The 23,612-nt window shown below is 57.6% G+C and carries 15 protein-coding genes; all 15 read right to left on the reverse strand.

The window, feature by feature from the left end:
• Window positions 1-744: 744 nt before the first annotated feature.
• Entirely contained in the window at window positions 745-4,905 is a 4,161-nt protein-coding gene (locus CLR77_RS09490) for an RHS repeat-associated core domain-containing protein (protein WP_158227156.1), read from the reverse strand.
• Window positions 4,902-5,906 (reverse strand): hypothetical protein, encoded by a 1,005-nt coding sequence (locus tag CLR77_RS20120; protein ID WP_158227157.1) that lies wholly within the window; start codon window positions 5,904-5,906, stop codon window positions 4,902-4,904. The genes CLR77_RS09490 and CLR77_RS20120 overlap by 4 nt, the downstream gene beginning before the upstream one ends.
• Entirely contained in the window at window positions 5,903-6,982 is a 1,080-nt protein-coding gene (locus tag CLR77_RS09495) for a hypothetical protein (RefSeq protein ID WP_097460377.1), read from the reverse strand. The genes CLR77_RS20120 and CLR77_RS09495 overlap by 4 nt, the downstream gene beginning before the upstream one ends.
• 32 nt (window positions 6,983-7,014) lie before the next feature.
• Window positions 7,015-8,886, reverse strand: a complete 1,872-nt coding sequence (locus CLR77_RS09500; RefSeq protein ID WP_097460378.1) for a type VI secretion system Vgr family protein — start codon at window positions 8,884-8,886, stop codon at window positions 7,015-7,017.
• Between the two features lie 76 nt (window positions 8,887-8,962).
• Window positions 8,963-9,436: an Hcp family type VI secretion system effector gene (locus CLR77_RS09505; RefSeq protein ID WP_097460379.1), complete on the reverse strand. Its 474-nt coding sequence runs from the start codon at window positions 9,434-9,436 to the stop codon at window positions 8,963-8,965.
• A 557-nt stretch (window positions 9,437-9,993) separates the two neighbouring features.
• On the reverse strand, window positions 9,994-11,037 hold the full coding sequence (gene tssG / locus CLR77_RS09510; protein WP_097460380.1) for a type VI secretion system baseplate subunit TssG: 1,044 nt from the start codon (window positions 11,035-11,037) through the stop codon (window positions 9,994-9,996).
• Window positions 11,034-12,854, reverse strand: a complete 1,821-nt coding sequence (tssF, locus tag CLR77_RS09515) for a type VI secretion system baseplate subunit TssF (RefSeq protein ID WP_158227158.1) — start codon at window positions 12,852-12,854, stop codon at window positions 11,034-11,036. The genes tssG and tssF overlap by 4 nt, the downstream gene beginning before the upstream one ends.
• Complete coding sequence (gene tssE / locus CLR77_RS09520) at window positions 12,847-13,344, reverse strand: type VI secretion system baseplate subunit TssE (RefSeq protein ID WP_097460382.1); 498 nt, start codon at window positions 13,342-13,344, stop codon at window positions 12,847-12,849. The genes tssF and tssE overlap by 8 nt, the downstream gene beginning before the upstream one ends.
• Before the next feature lie 4 nt (window positions 13,345-13,348).
• Window positions 13,349-14,908 (reverse strand): type VI secretion system contractile sheath large subunit, encoded by a 1,560-nt coding sequence (gene tssC / locus CLR77_RS09525; RefSeq protein ID WP_158227159.1) that lies wholly within the window; start codon window positions 14,906-14,908, stop codon window positions 13,349-13,351.
• A gap of 174 nt (window positions 14,909-15,082) precedes the next feature.
• Window positions 15,083-16,582, reverse strand: coding sequence for a type VI secretion system contractile sheath large subunit (gene tssC, locus CLR77_RS09530; RefSeq protein WP_097460384.1), 1,500 nt, complete (start codon window positions 16,580-16,582; stop codon window positions 15,083-15,085).
• On the reverse strand, window positions 16,575-17,099 hold the full coding sequence (gene tssB, locus CLR77_RS09535) for a type VI secretion system contractile sheath small subunit (protein WP_097460385.1): 525 nt from the start codon (window positions 17,097-17,099) through the stop codon (window positions 16,575-16,577). Before tssB ends, tssC (CLR77_RS09530) begins: the two co-directional genes overlap by 8 nt.
• 65 nt (window positions 17,100-17,164) lie before the next feature.
• Window positions 17,165-18,286, reverse strand: coding sequence for a type VI secretion system protein TssA (gene tssA / locus CLR77_RS09540; protein ID WP_097460386.1), 1,122 nt, complete (start codon window positions 18,284-18,286; stop codon window positions 17,165-17,167).
• 243 nt (window positions 18,287-18,529) lie between these two features.
• The gene (locus tag CLR77_RS09545) at window positions 18,530-19,264 is read right to left on the reverse strand and encodes a PP2C family protein-serine/threonine phosphatase (protein WP_097460387.1); all 735 of its coding nucleotides are present in this window, start codon (window positions 19,262-19,264) and stop codon (window positions 18,530-18,532) included.
• On the reverse strand, window positions 19,261-20,046 hold the full coding sequence (gene tagF, locus CLR77_RS09550; protein WP_097460388.1) for a type VI secretion system-associated protein TagF: 786 nt from the start codon (window positions 20,044-20,046) through the stop codon (window positions 19,261-19,263). Before tagF ends, CLR77_RS09545 begins: the two co-directional genes overlap by 4 nt.
• A complete protein-coding gene (tssM, locus tag CLR77_RS09555) occupies window positions 20,028-23,588 on the reverse strand; it encodes a type VI secretion system membrane subunit TssM (protein ID WP_097460389.1) in 3,561 nt (1,186 codons plus the stop codon). The genes tagF and tssM overlap by 19 nt, the downstream gene beginning before the upstream one ends.
• Window positions 23,589-23,612: the final 24 nt, after the last annotated feature.

Raw genomic sequence — 23,612 nt, forward strand, 5'->3', positions numbered from 1 at the left:
AGTTTGCGAATTTCGGGAAAAGAATCGTCATCGGTCTTAATGTAGGGCGCAATAACCGAAGGGCATTGCGCCTTGAGTGCGCCGTTTTAATTAAGTGAGATACTTTGTTGCAAGTGACTTGAGAATTGATTCTATATGGAGATCGTTTTAATGGATTTTTCTGACGGAGCAGATGTTATAAAGTTTATTCCATCAGGGTTGGATGTGTCGGAGGTGCATGATGGAATAAAGTTGTCATCGTCCTTTTGCCAAAAGAAGTTTATCTGCATCCGAGGGCTCTTATATCTTAGCGGGAATCCCTGCGAGAGTGCAGTATCTCTTCGCAGGCGAAATTGTTTGTCATGATGATTCCGCTGATATTGCGGCTTTCGGGAGGGCTATATGTCTACAGTGCGCTCATTCTACATAGGAGATTTTTTCCTTTGGAGCGCTTCATTCTATATTCCTAAGGAGTATATTTTCGTTCTTCAGAGATATAGTTTTCCATGCCGGCTTCTCTAATAGCATCACGCTGTGCCCAACCAGAATGTCCCCCACTCACAGAGATTTTCGAGTTCGGAAGAAAAAAGTCAGGCGGGGTTGGGTAGATAGGCTCTTGGATTGCAACTTCTTCCGGCGATAGCCACACAGAGTCACACTCGTCGCACATGATCACGACTTTTTCCCCGTCGCTGCATGTTAAGAGTCCTAATATGCCTTCTTGGCATACAGGACAGTTTTTCTCTAAGTAATACATAAAGTGTCCTAAGGGATTACAGGGAATGAGCTGACTATTTTGCTTTTTTCTTCGATCACAAGTTTTATGTGGCTGGCTTCGGGGTAGCCATTAGCGTTACCCCACTGTCCTCCGATAAAGCCTGTTCGTTTGTTCATCGGAACAATATAAACATCTCTCGCCATCACTTTCCCTCTGGCTGGGTAGACAGTATGTACGATACCTGCTCCGCCTTTCAAAACTTTGCTCCAGGCTTCATCTGTGAGCGTTAGAGCTTCCTTGCGACTGTTGAAAACGCCATGCTTTCCAGGTCTATTCGGCAGATCTTCCGCGTGGTTGAGAACATGCTGAACTCGATTGCTGAAGTTTGGAGCGGGGTCCGGGCCATATTTGAGTCCTGCTTGGGATTCCCATGTCTTAATACCATGGGAATTATCGAAGAGTAGCGGGAATCGTGATGTGTTATGCCGGCGTTGGTTGAGCTTCGCTCCATCAGATGCGTTGCCCACATAGGGTACCTCTGGCGCAGGCGTGTTCAGGGAGAATGGCGAGGGTGTTAATGAAGATAACTCAACATGCTCACCAAGCGCGGGTAGTGATCCGGTAATATCCTCCTCATGAGCAATCATCGCTCCGGTTGCTGAGGTCACGACCGCTGGCCCTTCGTTACACAGTCCTAGCGGGTCACTGTGTTGAATGGGATTCCAGCTATATTGGTATAGGTTGAGACCGCCCTTTAACCCCAAAGGATCCGGCTGGATATAGTGGCCCAGCAGGGGTGAGTAGTAGCGATGCCGGTTGTAGTACAAACCAGTTTCCGGGTCATGATATTGCCCCGGAAAGCGTATGGGGTTGTCGGTGCCGTTGGGGGTTTCTAGAACAAGGCCGCCATAGGCCAGGTACTCACCACTCCAGACGATATTGCCATGGTCGTCGGTCAGGCGTTGCGGCGTGCCAAGGTGGTCGTTGTGGTAGTAGCAGCAACGTTTTGCATCGATCTTGAGCAGTGGCCGGAAACTGCCGGGTTCAAACACATAGTGCGTTTGCCGATCTGTGTGGATCTCCTGCCAAAGCACGTCGCCACACCAGACGAATTCAACGGTTCCTCGGGGCGATTGTTTGCGCCAGCGGCGACCGAGCGCATCGTAGTCATAATGTACTGTGCCATTATGGCCTTCAGCCTGAGCCAGTTGATGATCCGCTTGGTAACGGAGGCGAAGAGATGTTTCACTGGTCTTTAGCCGTTCAAGGCACCCACTATCGTTGTAATGCTCTTTGGGGCCGTCGGTATCCGCTGGCGGGGAGGCTTTGCCTGTGCCGATTGCCAGCGTCTGAGCGCCGTACCCCTGTGACAGTAGTTTCGCCATCTCAAACGGTTGGCCGGCGCGACTGACCTGCATGTGAGTGACAGTACCATCCGTCGCCCGTTCGATGTTTTCCTGCCAGTCGCCGACGGCGGCTTTGAGTCGGCCGACCGGGTCGTAGTCGAAGTGACGGCTTCCCTGGCTGGGACTGGAAATTCCCACAAGGCGACCGCCCTGATCGTAGCGGTAATCATCGCTTGAATCGCTACCTGAGGTATTGCGCCAAAGGCGCTGCGCCAGCAGACCCTGTTGGTCATAGCGGGATTCTATCTGGTGACCGTTGGCATACTGCCGGGACATTTCTCGACCGAGGGCATCATGGGTGAACCGGGCCCTTTCCACACCGTTGACTCGAACGCTGTCCAAATGGCCCACAGCGCCGTACTGATACTCGATCTGCAACTGGCCGTCCGAGGATTGAATACGACGTCCCCGGACATCGTAGCGGTGACAAATCGTCCGCCCGTTTTGCCACTCTTCGAGGAGTTGATTGTGACTGTTGTAGCGGAATCGCAGGGTGTGGCCCGGTGATATGGCCTCGATCAGGCGTCCGAGACCGTCGTACCGGTAGCGCACGCTGCGGCTATCACCGGTGCGGGTATCGACGCTGGTGCGTTGAACCAGGCGTCCTGCGCTGTCCCGCTCGAATGTATGACGATGATGGCGCTCTTGGCGTGCAATCAAGTGGCCATCATCGTTGTAACTGAAGCGCTGGGTGCGCGCCGTAAAATCCCGGTGTGCAATGACATTGCCGTTGCCATCGTAATCCCATGTAGCCTTCTTTCCTCGCGAATCGATGAGCGCGGTCAGGCGGCGTTCGTGGTCGTATTCGAATTGTAAGCGTTGACCGGCGGCATCGATGCGTTCGACCGGTTGGGATAGGCCACCATAGCGGTATTGCGTCGTACGACCCGCCGCATCCGTATAGTGGGTGAGGCGTCCTGCGGCGTCGTAGGTGAAATGTTCAAGGCGTGCGCCGGGCAGATGTGCAAGTTCCGCCCAGGCGGTTTTCAACTGATCGCTGACAAGGGCAGTGGCAAGCGTGATTAACTGCCCCGCCGTGTTGTATTGGAAACGGGTGAGGTGGCCTTCGGCATCGAGTTTGGCGGTTATATGCCCTTCGGCATCATACAGCCACTCTGTGAGCGCACCCCCGGGTGAACGTTCGGCAATAAGGTCGCCGTAGGCGTTGTAGGCATAGCGATATTCATCGCCGTCCGGCCCGGCGACGGCCTGTAGCTGGCCTTGTTCATTGTAGTGATATGTCCAGGTATCGCCTTCCGGCTGCGTAAGAGTCCGCAATCGGCCTAGCGGGTCGTAGGTTCTTTGCCACAACTGCCCTGCGCCGTCGAGATGCTGCAGAGGATGGTTGAGATCGTTGTAGGTGAAGCGTTCGATACTGCCGTCAATGTGCTGGCGTTGTATCAGGCGGCCTTTGGCGTCGTATGACCATCGAGCCTTTGCGCCGGACGGATGACATTCTTCGATCAGGCGGCCTGCGGCATCGTATTTCCGTTGGATCTCATGGTCGAGGCTGTCCTGATAGGCCACGCAGTGGCCTCGTGCGTCAAAGCGATAACATCGCGTCCCACCCAGGGCGTCGATAACGCGGGTTTCTCGGGGGGCATACTCAAATCGGTAGTCGTAGTGGCCGTCATCGCCAAAATGGTGCAGGCAGCGCCCTTGCGCGTCCCATTCGAAGTGATAGCTGAAACCGCTGCGAAGTGTCCGGCGTACGAGGAGGTGAGCCTTGTAATGGTAGGTCTCGGCCCGACCCGATGCATCGTCAGCCCGAATCAGGTCGCTCTGGCTGTCATAGACGTATTGGGCAACCTGGCGCCTATGCGCTGTACCTGGATAGATCCGTAGCAACCGGATCAACAGTCCCTTGCTGTCATACTCGCAGCGAAATCCTCGCCCCTGGTCATTCATCACTTCCGCGAGTCGGTGCTGTTCATCGTACCGGCAATGCAGTGCGGAGCCGGACGGAATAGAGCTGTGATCGAGACGCCAGCCTTCGGGGGCGGCGTGAAAGACCCAGTGCTGGCTATCCCGACCGAAAATCGTAAGACGGTCCTCTCGCTCCACGAGGCACAGTCCCTCGGCTGTCTGGTAGCTGCGCCCGCCGACCTGAGGGCGGCTGAACCGAACCTGACGACCCTCGGGATCAAACCACTCCCAGTGATCAGCCTCGGCGCGAACTCGAGTATGAAAGGGGGTGAACCAACCGGCGCCCATCCCCAGGTCCTGACCGCGATGTGATGAGCGGTAATGGCGAATCCAAGCTAGCGGTAGGGGCCCAGGGATTTCGGCGTCTGTCACATGCAGCCACTCTTCGCCTGTGAGCAGAATAATCGGGTCGCCGACGTGGGGCAGTTGGCTGCCTGGCGGTGTGGACGCTGGTTCATGGCGGCTGACGGTCGAGCTTGAAACTGCGGAGGGACGTTCTGGTGGTGGCGTAGTCTGCCGCTGACGCCGTTGTGCCACCGGGCTTTGTTCCGGCCCTTGTGTCGTTGCAGTTGCGTCGACGGTCCCGGCAATGAGGGGTAACCCTTCGCGTTTGACCGACAGCTTGTTGCTGGCTAACAGGGCCAATAGATAATGACGGGCAAAGGTCTGCGGATTGGCGATTCCGGTTTGTTTTTGTACTGCGGCCCTGTTGTCGTCGTTAAGCCAATGGTACAGGTCGTTCAAGGTGTGGCCCGGTACCTTGGGCAGCTCGCGAGACAGGAAATCGATCGATCGTTTGTCGACATCCTGACTCCCATCGGCCGCCTGCAGCGTGATGCGATATTGGGATAGGTTGAAGGCGAAGGGTTTCCTCATGACGTCGTACGATCCTTGTTCGACTGTGTCGGGGCGCGAGTACCTTGCGCTAACGGTGCCATCGTCAATGGAAGCGGTGTGACATCGGGGGCACAGGTTTCCAGCAGGGCCGCACTGCGGTAAAGCCAGTCGCTGCCAGCGGTCAACAGTATGGGACCTGGAGGCTGTTCCTGTTGGGCGAGGGCATGGCATTGCGCAATGTGGATCAGCGCGGCAACAGCGCCGGTATCGCCGAGCTGAGGTCCTGTCGACAGCAGTTGGAAATCCGGGCGAATGTGAGCGCGGTTGCGTTGTTGCGCAGCACTCCAGTCGTTCAGCCAACGCGGGTCACCCGCTGAGGCCGGCATCAACGTTTCGATCGTTGTCGGCCGTTGTTCGAGAATGCGATGGAGGGCGCGTCCCAACCCACTGGGCTGGGTACTGCCATCGGTCGTCGCCTCCAGCTCGGTCGCGGCGGCGGATAGGACCAGTGATCCGACAGGCGGGTTTTGCATAGCGCGCAGCAACAGGAACGCAGAAGCTTGGCTATAAGCAGTGGTTTTCGAGGTCGAATCGTTCCGTTTCCCCTGCACCGGCGCGAACATCGCGCCGACAAGAACATCGTCGCCGGTCTGTCTGCACCGCAGGAATCCGGCTTCCAATGCCATGATGCCCGCCGCGCGACCGAAGGGAAAAAGGGCAGACCTTTCAGGGTCGATCATGCCCTCGGGAATTTGGCGGTACAGGTGGTCGAATAGGGCTTTTGCACATCGATGGTCCGGATCTGCTGCAGAAGATGCCAGCCCGAGCATCAACGGCGTTTTCCCGGCTTCGTTCTGAGCGGTGACCAACTGCAGCAAGGGCTCTAACAACGCTTCGTCATACGCTGGATCTGAAGCAGGTGGAAGCGTGCGAGTACCGGGTAACGACAGCACCGACTCACCCAGGCTTAGTGCAAGCAGGCTGTCGTCGGTGCCGCCGAAAGCGGTGTGAAGAGCGGTATCAGCGATGACGACCTTCAAACGCACGTCCTCCGCAGGTGGGGCGTGAAGCGGCGTGGATCGTCGAAATGCTGTGTCTGCCCATGCCAGTATTGATACCAGGCCCATTGATACCGGTTGTGTTGGCTGAGGTCTTCGGGAGTGGCGAGCTGCCCGGCGATCAGAGGCTGGCCGCCCAATAAGCGTGCATCACCCGAGCATTCATCGAGTTGGTCCGACAGGTCGTTGCTTGCCGTCTCCGGCACCCAGCCGGTAAGCAGGTGTAAGGCATCTCCGTGGTAGGGCATGTTGGCTTCAGTTGACGCGACCTCTGTCAGCCAATGGATATAGCGGCCCCGGCCCGAGAGCCCCATGGCCAGCATGGCCAGTTCCTTGTCTTTGCGGCTGAACTGGTTGATCCAGAGCGAAAGCTGACGATCGGTGCCGCTCAGAAAAAGCACCCGCAGCGCGTCATAAGGTGCGTTTTTAAGCCATGCAATATCGGCTGAGACCAGCAGCGACTGGGCCAGGGTGTAACTTTCCTGTGTGGAGGGCGACGATGTCTCCACGATAGGACCGTTGAGGGCGAGCCATGCCGCGGCAGCGTGCCTGTCGCCTGTGGAGAGGCGGGATGTCAGCCAGTCCTGTGCCCAGTTTTGACGCAGGTGGACGATGTAATCCAATACGGCGGGGTAGAGTGCCGGGGGTATTCGGTCATTGCATAGCGGAGCCAGCTCGAGGTTGATGGGTTCTTCGCCATGTCTTGCCAGGACCCGCAATACCAGCGCTTGTCGTTCCGGTTCATGGCTGTGCCAGAGTTGCTTCAGGGTTGAGAAGCAGCACCTGATCGGCCGCCAGGCCAGCCAGTCCAGCGTCTTATCGGGGTTGGCCATGTAGTAGTCGAACAATATGTCTGCGGATGGCGCCTGCCAAAGGTCATGCACCAAGGCGAGCCAATCGGAGGATGCGTCCGGCTGGGGGCGTGTTCTCAGCGCGAGGGAGAGCTTTTGGTCGAGTTGGGCCAGCGTCTCCCGGTTGCAATAGCGGGACAGTGCAGCCTGCTGGCGGCGCAACCAAAGTGCTTCCAAGTCCTGAGTGAGCCTTGCCTGATCGATCATGCGTCCTTTCTATCCTATGGGGCAAAACGGTGTCAGTTGAGCTTGAGTAATGCGCCCTTGAGACTGACGGTCGTTCCATTGACCTGTACGTTGGCACCACTGATCTTGATAGAGCCGTCGCTGCCCATCACAATCTCGGCGCCACCGGTCTTCAGTGTGATCTGACTGCCGGCCTCCAGTGTCAAGGCATTGCCAGCCTTGATCCTCGTGTCCTTGCCGGACGTTAACTGGTCGTTCTGCTTGATATCGACAGTCCGGTTTTCTCCGACCTCGATTGCCTCATTCTTGCCGACCTTGGTGGTGCGGTTCTCATCGATCCGGTTGGTCTCGTTATGCTTGATCCAGGTATTGAAATCCTTCTGTGCCTGTAGGAAGACCTCTTCCTTGTCTTTACGGTCATCAAAACGCAATTCGTTGAATTGGTCGGCGGCGCCGTTGGGCGTCGAACGGGTTCTTATGCCGCTGATGGTTTTGTCATCCGGCAGGCTGTACGGATGGCGGTGCTTGTCGTTATAGAGTTGACCAGTCACGACAGGCCGATCGGGGTCGCCCTGAATGAAGCTGACGATCACCTCCTGACCGATACGGGGCGTAAAGACGCTGCCGAACTTTTGGCCTGCCCAATCCTGCGCGACGCGTAACCAGCAAGTGTTCTGTTTGTCTGGCTTGCCTTGGCGGTCCCAGTGGAACAGCACGCAGATGCGGCCGTATTCGTCGCAATGGATTTCCTTGTCGGCCGGCCCGGTGACGCTGGCCGTCTGGATGCCGTGAACCTGAGGGCGGGGGAAGTGTCCCTGCAAGCGATAGGGAACGTCGACCGGAATGCAGCGAATTTCCAGTGAAAGACCCTGGTGAGCCTGACCGGCATTACGGTAGGTGTCCTCTTCGGCATAAAGTCGGGTGCCGGTAACGATGTATTCCCGGTTTTTCTCTGCAGGGTTTGAATGCTCGACGAATGCAAAGCGGCTTAGCGATGCCAACGAAAACACATTGGTCGTTCCGCGATAGGTATCGTATTCGGCCTGATCGGCCTCGATATCCAGGCGGGAGTAGCGGGCGCCCTCGGTGGGCTTGTCGAAACGTTCGTTGTAGCGGTAACGTTCGTGCGGGTGACGTTTTGCGCCCTTGAGCTTACCGGAGGCTTTGCCCGACACGGGTTTGCTCGAGGTCAGGAAGTTGTAAGCGCGTTGTTCTGAACGATCGCTGGTGACGTGGCTGATGCGAACCCAATCGCGCACATAGGGGCCAGCCCGGTCGCCGGAGTATTGATGGAGTCTAAGCGCTTTGGGCGGGTAATTGTCGGTGTTGTCGCACAACACCATCACATGGTTGTTTTCACTGTGCTGGAAGTAATAGAAAATGCCTTCTTCCTGCATCAGTCGCTGGGTGAAATTAAAGTCACTTTCGTTGAACTGAACGCAGTAATCCCGCTCCTGATACTGGCCGTGCAATCCGGCACGTGGTGCCGTACTGTTGCCGCCGCCAGTCGCTTTCACGACGAAGTCCTCGAAGCCTGCATGGCGAAACACCTCTGCGAGGATGTCGGGAACAGACTTTTTCTGGAAGATTCGACAGTTGAGATTCTTGCGTAAGAGGTCGTTCCAGGCGGTAATTTCCGCCTCATATTCCCGTCGCCCTTCTGCACCGATGCCCTTGGCCTGGAACCGGCAGACGCGGCCATGAATCCAGCGCTCCTGGTTATCGTCGTACCGCAGCTTTACGTTGATGGATTGACCGAGCAATTGGGTCGGGTCGATGGCAAGATTGTCCGACAGCATGTACAGGCGGTAGAGGAAGGGTTTTCCCACCTCTTCGACGCCATCCACCTGTGTCAGTATCAGCGTATCGGTGCCCAACGGTGTGTTCACCGAAATCAGGCGATTCTTCTGCGAAAGTTCAGACATAGCGGTCGCTCAGCCTCCCTGCGACAAACCGGGATACCAGCCGGGAATGGTCCGGCGGTATCCCGAGGCAGCGGAATTACACCATTGCAGCTTGGGTAACGTCGTAACCAGCGGAAATCGATGCGGTTTTCTTGTGCTTATCGTCGTAGGGGGTGTATTTCATCTCGACCTTGGTGAAGCTCAATGTCATGGTCTCGATAGGTCGTTCGCCGTCGGTGTGCATGGAGTAGCCGCTGATCATGACGTCGGTCAGCGTGTATTCCATGTAGTTTTCGAGATTGTCACCGGTTTTGGTCAGATGGATTTCAACCTTCTTGCCTTTGCCTACACAGGACTCGGTGAACAGCAGCGGCGTGGTTTCGTCCATCAGTTTGGTAATGGTGACGTTGCTGACATTGGTGGAGGTGGCTTCACGGTCCTTGTTGGTACCGGTGGCGGCGGAGATGTTGCGGTTGACGCCCCAGTCCATAGTCATGATGTCAATCCATTGCTCATGACCCTTCGCTGTGACTTCGCCTTTGATTCCTTCATAGTTCATGAAGATGGACATCGATGTTTCTCCTTGTCTCATTGGATGGTGCTGTCGTGTCGAACAACAGCGCAGAAAAAGAACCGGGGTTCTTTGGTATCCCTGACGGTCGATCCTTACCGTCCTAGGATTCGTTGCACGGCGTTGCCCGGACAAGGCGATACGCCGCATATTCCTGATTACAGGCTGCGCGTGACGGACTACTGCATGAAAACGGTAGTGCTCTCGCTGGCAGCGACGGATGCCACGGTGCCTGCAAGGTATGCAGTGATCGGTGTATCAGAGGGAGCGTAGTGGGCGGGCGGGTCTATGCCCTGACAGGAAATAAGCGGAGATTCCATTCGAAACATGGCGCGTCCGACCATTGTCGGAACATCCTTGCGACTTCCCATAACTGCGTACATCCCTGTTAAATACACATGACTTCCCTGTTCGAAAAACCGTCTCGGGACACCCTTGTTCCAATCGGTTTTCTGTCTGATTTCTGCGAGGCACGAAGGGCCATCGGCGCACGAAATCAGCATATTTTGAACGCGGTGACTATAGCGAATATGGCAAGGCCCCGCAATTGGATCTGATCACTTTCCTTGCCTCTGATAGCCCGCATTTGCTTGATTGTAAACCGGATATTTCTTATCGCCGCGAAAGTGTACCGAGCGCTGGGCTGTCCGTTCAGAGTGGGCGCTCAGCCAGCTGCTCCTCCCTATACGGGCTGATGGCCGACCGAGAGCCACGGTGTCCGCATTCCGGGATTCGATCGAGACCCTCAGACTGAAACTGATCGGTTCTCCGAGGTAGTGCCGGATGACGTTCTGGAGTTTCGGCAGACGAGAGCCGCCGGGGCAGAGCCCGTCTGCGTCTTCTCGGGTTCGCGGTTCGATGTGAATGCAGATATGGCTTTGTGTATTCCAGGTGCGGCCACCGAGTATCAGGTCGTCGCCGAGCCGGTTGAACTGATGGTGGCGACTGGCCCGTGTCTGGTCGCGGCCAGGGATATCCAGCCAACGTCCGACGAATTGTTCCAGGCGGACGGGGCAGCCGAGCATGTCGCTCAAGATTCGCTCCAGGTTGCCTGCGTTTCTCGGTGTTCGCTGTATAAGGGCGCAGTAGTAGGCGAGAGTGGGATCAAAGCTCTCGGCGTGCTGACCCGACAGGGCTTGAACCATGCCATGAACGGTGTTGCTGTCGTCGTACCGAAAACGGACCGGTAGACGGTGCTTTTGCCAGGCACGATAAAACAGTGAGACCAGTCGATGATTGAAGAGATCGAGGAAGTCGGCCAATGCCCGATCCCTATGACGGAGTCGCTCGGATATCAACTCGCTATAGTGTCGGGGCAGGATACCGTTGAAGCCGGTTAGCGCCATGAATGAAACGAAGACCTCCGCAGGTTTCCCGGGCTCTTCGGGCAGGTCCACGGCGGTGATATTCGCGCCGGGATAACTCACTCCCGGGGTGGCCTTGAATCGCAGGGTCTCGCGATCCGGCAACTGAAGGCTGCCTACGCCGTTTTTCGGCAGCCCGGCCCGTGAGGCTCTCGTCAGCAGGTGCTGTTCAAGCATCTGAATGGCCTGGAACACATCCTCTTCCTGTGCGGTTTCCAGATAGTCGGGCAAGCTCATAAGATCACCTGACGACCGTTACGGGCGGGCCACCGGGCAAGCGGGTGTGCTTGGTCGTGTACGCGAGTGACGAGCCGGGTAAAGCGGTTGACGGTGCAGAATTCCGCAAAAAAACGTTCGAGGACACAACTGAACGGATAGAGGCTATGTCCTGAAACATGCGCCTGCTCGAAGAGCAGCTCGATGTCTGCTCCCTGGCAAATGACCGTGCGCTTCTCGACACGGACGCGGGCGACCCCAGGTCTGACGGCGAGTCCGACGATATTGTCGATCAGCGCGAGATGATCGGGTGACTGGGTGATATTGAACAGTCGCAGGACCTTTTTCAGGACAGACAAACCGTTTTCGTTTGAGAAGCTGTTGAGTGTCAGGTGGGTGAGAAGCTGCCAAACCCGGCGATGATCCAACGGCGCCCTCCGTGTCGGCGTTGGTGCTGTCAGGCAGGTGGCCTTGTCCAGAGCGCTATGGGGCGTAATAAAGTCCAGTTGCGGGGCGCCGGACCCGAATGGCAGCAGGCTTGGTAAATCCCTGTTGAGGCAGTAAAGGGTCGGAGTCAAAACCAGTCGCTCATCATCATCCGGCTTCTCCATCATTCGGTTGAGGATGGTTAGGTAGGTTTCCGTGCCCGACTCGACCTCGCTGGTCGACGAGAAGGCCGCCTGGCGCCGACTGTTCCAGAAGAGTCCGGGGGCCGCCTGATCCTGTTCGGGGGTGGGGCGATACAGCGGCTGGACGATAATATCGTCGCCCTGCATATTGGTCGCCGTGACGGACTCGACATGATGGATTTCCAGATATGGCTCGTGGCGCTGGTCGGGAACGATACGGAACTCGTTCTGCCCGGGTTCGAGGCGATGCGGTTCACCCCCCTGGCGGAAGTAGTTTCGCAATGGTACGACATTGATGGCCAAGTGTTGCTCGGTCAGTCGGTTCTCCAATTGCGGGCAAGGCGTGCGCAGGTAAAAGTACAAGGTTACTTCGTTGCCAATGCCCTGAAGTGTGTTTGCCAGGCCTTGCAGCTCGATAAACTGGAATTTCTGGGGGAAGAGAAAATATTCGGCCAGCAGGCGGGTGCCGGTGAAATGTCTCGGGCCATAGGGAATCACGGCCTCTTCCGAGTCCAGGCCAACCGGCCTTAGTGATTCTGGCTGCAGGTAACGGACCTGGCTTCCGTCAGGCGTCGCGATGACGACACCTTGGCAATCGGTCAATAAACGTTCGTGTAGGAGGTACGCCTGCTGCGGCCCACCTCGCAGAAAGAAGCACAGCCGGTCAATATCCAGCGCGCCAATCTCAAGCTGTGGACTGAGTCCTCGCAGTGTGACCTTGAGCAGTGCTTTGCAGCCGCGGGTTGCAGCCATCACCGGCGCTTCGAACGGCAGGCCCTCCAGCGACACATTCTGTATCGACAGCGGCAGCAGCGTAGATGGGTAGGCGGGCTCGTAGGTGACGGCATGGGGGAGGCCCTCCTCGGTGGTCAGCGCTTCATCCGGAGTAATCTTTATGGGGCTTTCCTGATCACGGGCCAGAGTGATTTGCGCCATTGTCATGGATGGGACGGGTGCAAGGTAATCAGGTGCGACAATGCCCAGCAGGGAGCCTGCGATTTCCGGAAACTCCTCATCCAGTTTGTGACTGATACGTGCTGTCAGAAAAGCCACTCCCTCCAGCAGGCGGGAGACGTGGGGGTCCTCGATGGTGTCTTCACTCATCTTGAGGCGACCGGCTATCTTGGGGTGCCGTTCAGCGAACTCGACCCCGAGACGGCGCAGATAGGTGAGTTCGTCGTTGTAGTACTTCAGCAGCGCATCATCCACGGGAGCTCTCCTGGAGATTCATGGTGCGGTGTACCGGTTCGACGATGGAATCGAATGAAATCGGTTCCGGTTCTGGCTCAACACGTAGCAGGGCTTCGATACGGAAGTTCAGGGTGCGGTCGAGCGTTTCCCCTTCGTCGAGCAACACCACGCGCACGTGTCCGAACCGGGGTTCGTAGCGGCGAATGATGTCCTCGATGACCTGCCTGTAGCGCTCGCGGTTTTCATCGGAGCTGAGATTTGTCCCGGTGAAATCGGGTAGGCCGTAGTTCGCCAGCGACAACTGCAGCTCACTCCAGCGGTCGCTCGGCAGGTGCCAGGGTGGGCGGGTGTTGAGCAGGTTTTCCAGGTCCCGGCGCACACAGTCCTTCAGTTCTCGGACAATGTGCGTCCGCGAACGGTAAGGCTCATGCGTCACGTCCGGCTCATCATCGATCAGGCGATCGAGGATGGAAGGACTGAGTGGCTGAAGTACGTCGGGCTTGGCCATTAATCTATCCTCCATGCCTCGGTGGGGCAATTTCCGTCACCAACCGGAGCGACGAGTTCAACTGGTCCAACTGAAAATGCGGTTTCAGGTGAGCCTGACAGAGGTAGTGTCCGGGTTGTCCCGGCATCTCTTTGACGTCGATCCGCGCTTCCCGCAGAGGACGCTTGGCTTTCATTTCCTGGTCGGCGCTATCGTTGGCTGTGGCGTATTCGAGAATCCAGTTCTGGAGAAAGCGTTCGCACTCCTGCGCACTGATGAAAGCGCCGACCTTATCGCGGCCGATCACCTTCAGGTAGTGGGCAAAGCGGGACACACAGAGGGTGTATTGCAACATGCTGGACAGGTTGGCATTGGCCGTTGCTTCCTGGTGGTTGTAACGCGACGGCCGGTGCAACGAAGGGTTGCCATAAAACACCAGGTGACGGCTGTCCTGAGTCGAGCACAATGCGAGCAGGCCGAGCTCTGCCAGCTCCTTTTCGAGACGTTCGCTGATGAGGGTTTCCACCGGAGCCTGGCTGATCAGGCCTCGCTGATCCCCGGGTAGTGACTGGGCCGGAAGGTCGGTGACCAGCCCGCCGCAGATGAGATTACGCTGAGATCCGCGAATGTTGGCAAACCAGCCATGTTGGGCATAGGCGCGCAACACGGTGGCGCCGAAGGCGTAAACGGCGTTCCCCCAAAGTGCGAAATCGGGATTGCCGCCCCACTTTTCACGGAACCTCAGTCGATGATGTCGCGTCTGGGCTTCCGTGTAAGGTCGGCGCATCAGCACCCGCGGCAACGTGAGGCCGACGAACCGCAGGTCCTCCTGATTGCGTAGACGATTGAAGCCCAGGTACTCCGGTGTCTTGAACACCTCGGCCAGATTCAACCTGGACGAGAGCTCCCGATAACTGTCCAGCCCGAATAGCGACGGATGGGCGGACGTAATAAACGGGGCGAAGGCCGCGGCCGCAATTTGGGACAGGTTTTGCAGGTTGTCCATATCCCGTGTTCGCTGCTCTGGCCGGGGGCGGTGGCTGAGCTGGTAGTCGCCGAGCAGGATGCCGAAGGGCTCTCCTCCGGGCGTGTCGAACTCGTCGCTGTAAATTTTACGAAAGAGAACGCTCTGGTCGAACTCTATGGCCTTCTCGAGGTCTTTGCAGACTGACGACCAACTGACATTGAGCACCCGAATTTTCAGACGGCGGCGTGTATCGGCGCCATCCATCTGTTCGGCCAGATAATGCAGCCCCCGCCAGGAGGCTTCCAGCGCCTGAAGTTGGGGGTGGTGCAGGATCTCGTTGAGTTGGCGTTCGATCCGCTCGTCGATGTCCGCGATGCACTGTGCCAGCAACGCTCGGATGCGGGAAGTGCGATAGTCCGTCATCGCTGGAGCTGCGTTTGCCAGCCAACCGAGCAATGTCTCCCAGGGAGCCTCACTGGTAAGGAAGCGATCCAGGGCAGCGTCGTGCATTGGCAACCGTAATGGCGACGGCACAGTCTCTTCTTCCAGGCGACGCAATGTCGCTGGGGCGTGTAGTCGCAGTCGCGCTTCGGGTTGGGCTGTTACGGCAAAAGTCATCGACACCGGACTTCCTGTCTGGCGGTACGGTTGAACAGGCATCGTTTTCAGCGAATTTGTCGGCCACACAGGGATTCCCGGTTCGGCATTGAGTGATCGGCCAGGACTGAAGCGGAGACAAATGCGCGCTCCTGAACCCTTTGAGGCAGGCTCAGGAGAGCTCGGATCCCTGTCTTATTCTGTGGTTGGAATACGGGCGACCATGCGTAATGACGTGGTCAGCTCCTCCAACTGCAACCAGGGTTGTAACCAGGCGATAGCGTTGTAGGCGCCGGGCTTGCCCGGTATCTCCTTGACCACTACACGGGCATCGGCCAACGGATATTTTGCACGTGACTCCTGACTGGCAATTGGGTTGGCATTGACGTAGTTGGCGATCCAGCGGTCCAGCCAGGTTTCCATTTCCTGCTGGGAGGCAAAGCTGCCAATCTTGTCGCGTGCCATGACCTTGAGGTAGTGGGCGAAGCGTGAGGTGGCCATGATGTAAGGCAGGCGCGTGGCGATCATGGCGTTGGCCTGGGCTTCCGGCTTGTCGTACGCCTTACACTTCTGCGCAGTCTGTGCACCGAAGAACACCGCATGGTCTGTGTTCTTGTAGTGACTCAGGGGAAGGAAACCCTGCTTGCTCAGCTCTGCTTCGCGACGGTCGGTGATACCGATTTCGGTCGGGCATTTGATGTCCGGGTCGCCGTCGTCGCTGGTAAAGACGTGCGTGGGCAGGCCTTCGACCTTGCCCCCGCCTTCCATTCCACGGATTGCCGTGCACCAACCGTGTTCGGCAAAGGCTCTGGTCAATTTGCCGCCGAGGACGTAGGCCGCGTTCATCCAGCAGTACTGATTATGATCGACCTTGTTGGCACGTTTGGTTTCAGGATTGACGTCCACTTCCTCGTACTGGAACTCGTCGATGGGCTTGGTTGCTTCACCGTAGGGAAGGCGGGCCAGAACCCTGGGCATTGCCAGTGAGACGAACCGGGAATCCTCGGATTCGCGGAACGCACGCCACTGCAGGTACTCGGCCGAGTCGAATATCTTTTCCAGATCGCGGGGCTTACTCAGCTCCTGCCAGCTTTCAAAGCCGAACAGGTTTGCGGCAGGTGCGGTGATAAAGGGGGCGAAAGCCGCTGCGGAGACGCTGGACATGTTGCGCAGCAGCTCGATGTCCTCCGGGTGATTGCTGAATTCGTAGTCGCCGATCAGTGCAGCATAGGGTTCGCCGCCCGGACTGCCGAATTCGTTTTCATAGATTTTCTTGAAGACCTGGCTCTGGTCGAACTCCACCGCTCGTGACAGGTCCTTATGCAGGTCTTTCTTGGAGACATTCAACACCCGCAATTTCAGTGAATTGCTGGTTTCGGCGTTCATGACCAGATGATGCAGTCCGCGCCAGGACCCCTCCAGTTTTTGGAAGTCCTGCTGCTGCATGATTTCCGACAGCTGACCGGAAAGAACCGCGTCGATACGATCAATCGCCGCTTTGAGGGTTTTGGTCAGGTTCTTGTCCCAGGTGACGGTCCCTTCCAGCGCCTGCTCGGTCAGGACGCGCAGAAGCTCTTCCGCGCGCGACGGTTCTGTTTGTTTGGTGGCCAGAACGGCCTGATCGAGCAGGCTTAGCGGCGCGTCGGTTCCAGTGAGGCCTTCGTTCTCCCTTTCGGCTTGTGCTAGGTCAGTCATCCTGCTTCTCCTTGCCAGTCTGCACTTCCTGATTTAACGCGGTGGCCATCGCGGCCAGATCGTCCGTGTTCTGCAGCACCTTCTCCAAAATACCTTCCAGCTCCTCGCTGCGGTCGATCTTGGTCATCAGGTCACGAAGTTTGTTGCGGGTGTCGAGCAGTTTTTTCAGCGGATCGACCTGCTCGATGATGGCGCCGGGTTCAAAGTCTTCGATCCGGTCGAATTTCAACTGGACCCCCATCTCGCTACCGTCATCCTGCAAACGATTGGAGACGCGAAGATTCAGCCCCGGGGTCATTCGTGCCATGACGTCATTGAAGTTGTCGCGATCGATCTGAATGAAACGACGGTCCTTGAGAGGCTTGAGCGGTTCTGTTGAATGTCCCGAAAAATCGCCCATGACGCCCATCACGAACGGCAGTTCCTTCTGCACGGTGCCGCCCTCGGTCTCCACGTCGTAGGTGATATGAACGCGAGGTTTGCGAACCCGGTTAAGTTTGTCGTGCACACTAGCCATGTGTCGTTTGCTCCTTGAATGTGACGGTCCTTATCAATGCCATGCCCGTGGGCGGATGTAGCGTTCTATTCCTCTTTGACGGGCTTTATTCCGGCAAGCTTGCAGTAGTTCTTGCGTGCTTCCTGGTCCTCGATCAGCTCCTGTAACAGCTCGGGCAGGGAAAGGGTGCTCCAGCGAATAGCCTGGTCGAGAAGGTAGGAAATCGGCGAGTGGGGCTCAGCCCCCCGGAAATAGGTGGCGGCCTGATCCAGCAGTTTGAGTGCCTGGCGTCGGTTAGCGGCGTTCGCCGCCGGAGAGGGTTCAGGGGCGACGGTGGTCCCGGATCCTTCCGACAACACTTCTTCTGTTTCCGCTCCCATGAGGCTCGCCTCGATAAGCGCATCGCCGGCGATAAAACGCAAGGTTTCGGCGCATTGATCCAGTGCGTTTCGAATCCGGCTCGTGGGTTGCGACTCGTCGCCGCAAGCCTGATCGATGGTTGCTTGAAGCTGCTGATATTCACCGATACAGGCAGTCAGGGCTGCGTGCTGGCGGCGGAAAAAGGGGGCATCGGTGCCCCTGATTGCGGCTTGCAGTTCTTCCATGCTGAGTGCGCCGTCTTCGAGGCGCTGGCGTTTCTGTTCCGGGTCACTGATACGGTCCACTTCGAAGGCCTGCCGACATTGCCAGGTGGCGAATGGACCGGCTTCGCGGTCGTCAGTCAGCGGAATATGGAGAATGGGTGCAATCAGGGTACCTTCGCCCTCGACACCGTTGAGTCCAACCAAGGGGGCAATGCGCGTAGCGAGGCCGTCCTCGTCGGGCTGAGGATACAGGTGATCCCAGTAACGCTCGATCAGTTGACGGGTCAGTGCGAAACCGGCATGAAGGCCCGAAAAGCCGTACAGGCGGGGCAGGGCTTCAAGCAGCCAGGCAACGACTTCAAGGTCCTTGCTGCGGGCGCCGAGGATATGGACAGCGGTATCCAGAATCTGTTTCCAGTCGTCGCTGGGCGTTACCGGTGTATCGTCGTCCACCAGGGCTTGACGCTCAAGGGAGCGGGCCTGTGCCCGAGTGCTTTTCAGGGTGTAATAGAGCGAATTGGAACTGGCGTCATCCCGCAGATCCGAACCGGCGGGTTGTGAGACATCGATAGGCGAGAGGAGCGCCTCGATATCAAAAGGCATATTGAAACTGGATGACATCATGGCCACTGGTTTTGGTAACTATCCCTGTCCAACGCAAAAACACAGTTCTGCAGGCGAGCGCTGTTTCATGTGGACTTGTCCGGTAACCGGGAGGTCGACCCTGACCTCGGCGGAACCCTACCATGAACTAGCGGCCGCATTTTCACATAACCCCCAGCGCCCTGTACAGACGCGGTGCGTAAAAACGTGCATTTTCGCAGTGGACGAAAACGCCGGCACGTCCAGTAATCCTGGATAGGTTTGCTAGCCATGGACGCTGACCAGTACGGAGGTGACGTTGTCCCGTGCTTCCCGGATCAGGCTCTCGTGCAGCATTGCCCGGTTGGCATCGACCAGACTGCTCTGGCCGAGGAAATAGGCAATGTCGTCGTCGCGGAGCGTATCGTTGAGTCCGTCGCTACAGAGGAGGAACAGGTCTCCCGGCCGGAGAGTGCCGCAATAGGTCTCTAGCTCCAAGTCGTCCATCGCGCCGACCGCTCGCGTGATGCGGTTGGAGAGAGGATGTCCGCGCACCTGATCGGGGCGAATCCGCCCCTGCGTTAACAGCTCCTCAACTTCGCTGTGATCCCGGCTGATCTGGTCGAGGTGCTGTTGGCGGAACCGGTAGCAGCGACTGTCGCCAGCCCAGAGAAGGCCGTAACGACGTTCCCTGGCAAGCAGGCAAACCAATGTGCTGCCTATGATTCCGCCATTGAAGTGCTCATGGGAGAGGCGTCGCAAACGGCCGTTCAGCGCGAGAATGGCCCTTTCCAGCTCGCGCATGCAGTTGTCAAGTGAACCGGCGTGAACGGCCTGTTCCAAAGTTTCCACAACCATGGCACTGGCGACTTCGCCAGCCTCGTGGCCACCCATGCCGTCGGCAACGGCCCAGAGCCCAAGGTCGGGGCGAACCAGCAGACTGTCCTGGTTGATCGAACGTACAGCGCCGGGGTGGGTCTGACCATCCGAGCTCCAGGAAAGGCGCGTCTGTGTATTCATGCTTCGGCTCCGGCAGGCTCAGGGTGTGGGATGATGGCCAGGAAATTATGGATTTCCCAGCCCCATTGCTGCCACTGCCCGTCCAACATGGCGGCATAACCGCTGATGGGGGGCAGTCCTGAGCATACGAGGCAGGTCGGGTCGACGCTGGCCGAGCCCTCGGTCCACCAGAGTGAGTAGGCCGGGACCGCTTTCGACAGCACGTGGTGGAGGAATGCCAGGCTGGTCTCACCCAGATTGCCGGTAGCGCCCGTTGGGATATGCCAGGGGTAGTGGGGTTGTGACGGTTGTTGCCGGAAGGATTGTTGCCCCTGAAAGGGCGACGCTATGACCTGTTCTGCCAGGACTGGCGGTAACTCACGGATGGTCGTGGCCAGGGGCGCGAGGTCGAGGTTGGGCTCCAGTGCCGAGAGTGCCAGCGCCGCAAGGTTGTCATACCAGGCTGCGCCATGCATATGCAGTTCAATCGGCGCGGCTCCATGAGTTTTCAGCAACACCAGGGGGAAGTAGCGTCCTACACGATCGACACTGGGAATCATCACCCCCGCGCAGCCATAGGGCCCGAAAGCACCGGCTGGCGTTGCAAAGCGCCACACGGGGCTGGTGAGGTAGAGGTCCAGCCAATGTTGCTGCAACTGATCCCGGCTAACGCCGATCAGGGCCTGCAGCCATTCTGTGAGGGGCTGCTGCAGATCCCAGGGTAGCCCGCTATCGACGAAATCGCCCCGGCTTGGGATTTTACCGCATAGCCCGCCGGGCTCCATTACAGGTTCCTGGGGCATCGGAAATTCTCGAGTTCTGGCAATTGGAATGGGTTGTCGACGCTCTGTGCGATCAGTTCGTATTTGGCCGTGTGGCCCTTGTAGCTAAAGCTGACGTGATAGTGATCCGCCGAGGTTTTGCTCAGGTGACTGCGGTCCAGCAGGCGAAACCAGGCCCAGGGGCCTTCCAGTGCCTGACTGAGAGGACGTAAGCCGCCTGGCGGGGTGAATGCGATAACCGCCTCGCCGAGATTTTCGCCGCCCGGCCACTGAATCGGCGTGGCGATGGGCGGCCCATGGCGATAGGTGATCTGCTGGCCGTTGATGCTTAGCAGGAACTGGTTGATGTGGGTGTCAAGTGTCAGGGGTTTTAGTGAAAAGCGGATGTCCGGCAGCTTGCTGCCCGGCTGGAACATGACCTGACGGACCTTATCGGCATTTTCGAAGACCTGTAGGGCGCGGTTGCTCAGGCCCAGGTCCGTTGTCCAGCGCCAGTGGTGGCCGGAGGTATTGACGAACGGTTTGAGGTAGTTGTCGAAGTAGGTCTGCACCAAGCCTTGGGGGCCAAAGAATGTGGCGAAATCTTTGAGTGTGGTGGCTTGGTGGCGTTTCTTGTCGACGGGATAATGGTCGGCGATGGCACGTTCATAGAATCGATACACCTGATCCCGCCAAATCTGGTTGAGGTAGGACTGGGCACCTTGCACCAGCACCTCATTACTATTCTCTGCCACCTGACTGAGCCAGCCGCCGACCGGAGCCGGCAGGTTTTGGGATGTCATCGCCAGTTTGCGGCTGGGTCGGTCACCTGCAATCAGGCTGTGGTAGCTGTCGGCCTGACGGCTGGGACTCAGTGCGATGTTGTCCAGGCTCTGCTGAATCTGACCCATGAGGGTGAATGCCCGGGAAATCGATGAGTGGGTGTCGTCCAGCTCTCTGGCCAGCTGGATTTCGTTCTTGAAGGCGGCTTCCACTTCCTTGCCGGGAAGAGCTGCGGAGATGTCCGGTGCGCCTTCCTGAGGCATGAAACGGCGCATCCGTGCCTTGAGGCTCGATAGTTTCTGGTCGACTGCTGCAGGCGCGGCCTTTCCGGTATCGGAGACCGATGGCAGGTGGGTTAACTCAACATTCTTGCGAACGATCCGGAGCAACTGTTGTAACGGCTCGCTGGGTCCGCCCAGCGAGCCCAGCAACTGTCGACCATTGTTGAGGTCGTGGAAGGGTATGGGCTGGATGTCGTCGAGCAGCTGCCGCCACCGGTAGATATATTCGGCGAAATACCGCTTACGAACTTCGTCTCGCAGGTGCTTGCGATCTTCATCGCTGAGTTGGGGCATGTCGGTCTGTCCATACACCCAGGATTCCCTGGACAGCTTGTCGGTGAGCTTACGGCTTTCCATCTGGAAGATGGTGTGGAAGCCGTTGTAGGTGAAAAGGCCGGGAATGGTGAGATCCAGCGGTTTACCGCTTTTGCGCTCCAGGAAAGCCAGCGTCTGGCTGTCGAGGACGTCGCTCAAATGGAAGGCCGGCAATTGCTTGTCGGTGCCGTATTCCTGTTTCAACTCCCGATAAGCCCGTTCGGACAGCGGCATACGGTTAAGCTGCTGGCGGGCTTGGGCGACCACCGCCGAATCGGCTCCTCCGAGGGTCATTTTATGGCTGACCACCTCAGTCAGGTGGTTCTCCAGGGAATCGCGTAGCTGACGGTTTAGTGATCCTGGCCAGGTCTCCTCCCAATCCAGTTGGAACCACGCCTGAACCTGGTCCGGGTCGAAGTGGGACTTGTCGTGCAGCATGAGATAGGTCTTGAGGGTTTCGTACTCGTACTCAAACGAATTTCCGGGCTCGGACAGGCGACTGGCCAGGCGTCGATTGAGGTAGGGCAGGAATTTTTGCCTGAGGGCATGCTCATAGGCGACGGTTCCCGCCTGACCAAGCTTCTCACCCTGATAGAGACCGAAACCTTCGCTCCAGGTCTTAGGCGCAGTGCCCTGAGCGAAGCCGTAGGGCAGGTCCCTGAGGAGATTGAGTGCCTGGGCCAATTGTACAACGTCGTAATGATCGGCGTTCCCGGGTAAATCGTTCTGCAACTGCTTTATCTGATCGATGTGGTTGTCGACCTGATGGATTGTTTGCAGGTTACGGCTATAACTCTGCGTCCAGGCGGCCACTCCGGTGCATAACAGCAAGCCCATCGCTGTGTAGGTGGCGATGGTGAGATGACGTAATCGCTTGGACGCAGTGTGGCTGATGGTGGCCACGTTACTTTCCGGGAAGATGACGCCGTCGAAGACCTTCTTGAGGAAGTAGCCCTTTGCCGCATCGTGAACGGCGGGCTCGACGTCACTGGTGCGCAGTCCCAGTTCGGCTTTGAGATTCTTGAGAATGCGGTTGACCGGGTGTCCGCTCTGCGAGGCACTGACGATATAGATTCCCCGCAGTAACGGCGGTTCTTCATATTGATTGGGGGCGAATATTGCCCTGGCCAGTTCGTCGATGGGGCCTTGCAGTAATCGCATCTGGCGGGGGAAGCCCTGGATCAGCGCTCGGGTATCAATATCCCTCTCGTGGTCGATCCGCTTCAGGGTGCCGAGTTCGAGGCGCCGCACCAGCGTCAGGTAAGCATTGTTGAAGTCGTCGATATTGATCAGGTTGTCGTTGTTGTCGAAGGGTAAGGTGACCCCCAGGATCTGCTCGCGTTCTTCCTGGGAAAGATCCTTGAAGTACTCGCGAAAACCGGAAATGAGGTCGGCCTTGGTAAGCAGCAGATACACCGGCGTCCGAAGGCCTAGCTGATTGTTGAGCTCCTGGATGCGCTGTTTGATGGCGCGGGCGTTGAGGCCGCGTTCAGTGGGTGTTTGGTTGGCGATATCCTCGAGGCTGACTGTCACGATGACACCGTTGACCGGTCGTTTGGGCCGGTGTTTGCGCAGCAGCGAGAGGAAACCGTTCCAGGCTTTGCGGTCCTGTTCCCGATCGCTGTCCTGGGACGTATATCGGCCGGCGGTATCCAGCATCACGGCCTTGTCGGTGAACCACCAGTCGCAGTTACGAGTGCCACCGATGCCCTCTAATGCATCGATTCCCATGGATTCGCGCAGGGGGAAGCGCAGGCCTGAGTTGAGCAATGCCGTGCTTTTGCCGGAACCGGGGGCGCCGATCAGCATGTACCAGGGCAATTGATAGATGGTTTTGCGGCCGCCGAGATGCATATTTTTCAGGGTTTGCAGTGCTTCCTGCAGCCGCGTTTGCAACTGTGCGATTTCCCGGTTGGCCGGTTCGTCTCCCTGGCTATCTTCATCGCCGTCGACGATACGGGCCATCATCTCCTGATGGGAGCGTTTCTCCCTGTGCCGCAACCGGGCGTTGTTTGCCCCCCAGAGCAACAGGATGGCAATAAGGGTTAGCAGTCGTGCGCTGGTGCCGGCCAGGGGGGTATGACCCGCGAAGGCGATCAGTGGCCCGCCAAACCATACCAGGATTGCAATGGCGATCAGGCCGAGCGCGATCAGTGCGGTGCGGGAGAACAAAAAGGTCTTGAGCGATTGAAAGACAGTTTTCATGACTATGGCGATAACATCCTGTTA

Origin of the sequence: Mangrovitalea sediminis (genome assembly GCF_002514725.1) — a bacterium.
Classification (GTDB): domain Bacteria; phylum Pseudomonadota; class Gammaproteobacteria; order Pseudomonadales; family Oleiphilaceae; genus Mangrovitalea; species Mangrovitalea sediminis.

Coding starts and splice junctions, on each gene's coding strand:
- tssE (WP_097460382.1), bottom strand. CDS start 13,344: ATGGCCAAGCCCGACGTACTTCAGCCACTCAGTCCTTCCATCCTCGAT.
- CLR77_RS09495 (WP_097460377.1), bottom strand. CDS start 6,982: ATGATCGATCAGGCAAGGCTCACTCAGGACTTGGAAGCACTTTGGTTG.
- CLR77_RS09500 (WP_097460378.1), bottom strand. CDS start 8,886: ATGTCTGAACTTTCGCAGAAGAATCGCCTGATTTCGGTGAACACACCG.
- CLR77_RS09490 (WP_158227156.1), bottom strand. CDS start 4,905: ATGAGGAAACCCTTCGCCTTCAACCTATCCCAATATCGCATCACGCTG.
- tssC (WP_158227159.1), bottom strand. CDS start 14,908: ATGACTTTTGCCGTAACAGCCCAACCCGAAGCGCGACTGCGACTACAC.
- tssC (WP_097460384.1), bottom strand. CDS start 16,582: ATGACTGACCTAGCACAAGCCGAAAGGGAGAACGAAGGCCTCACTGGA.
- tssG (WP_097460380.1), bottom strand. CDS start 11,037: ATGAGCTTGCCCGACTATCTGGAAACCGCACAGGAAGAGGATGTGTTC.
- tagF (WP_097460388.1), bottom strand. CDS start 20,046: ATGCCCCAGGAACCTGTAATGGAGCCCGGCGGGCTATGCGGTAAAATC.
- CLR77_RS09505 (WP_097460379.1), bottom strand. CDS start 9,436: ATGTCCATCTTCATGAACTATGAAGGAATCAAAGGCGAAGTCACAGCG.
- tssM (WP_097460389.1), bottom strand. CDS start 23,588: ATGAAAACTGTCTTTCAATCGCTCAAGACCTTTTTGTTCTCCCGCACC.
- tssA (WP_097460386.1), bottom strand. CDS start 18,286: ATGATGTCATCCAGTTTCAATATGCCTTTTGATATCGAGGCGCTCCTC.
- CLR77_RS09545 (WP_097460387.1), bottom strand. CDS start 19,264: ATGAATACACAGACGCGCCTTTCCTGGAGCTCGGATGGTCAGACCCAC.
- tssB (WP_097460385.1), bottom strand. CDS start 17,099: ATGGCTAGTGTGCACGACAAACTTAACCGGGTTCGCAAACCTCGCGTT.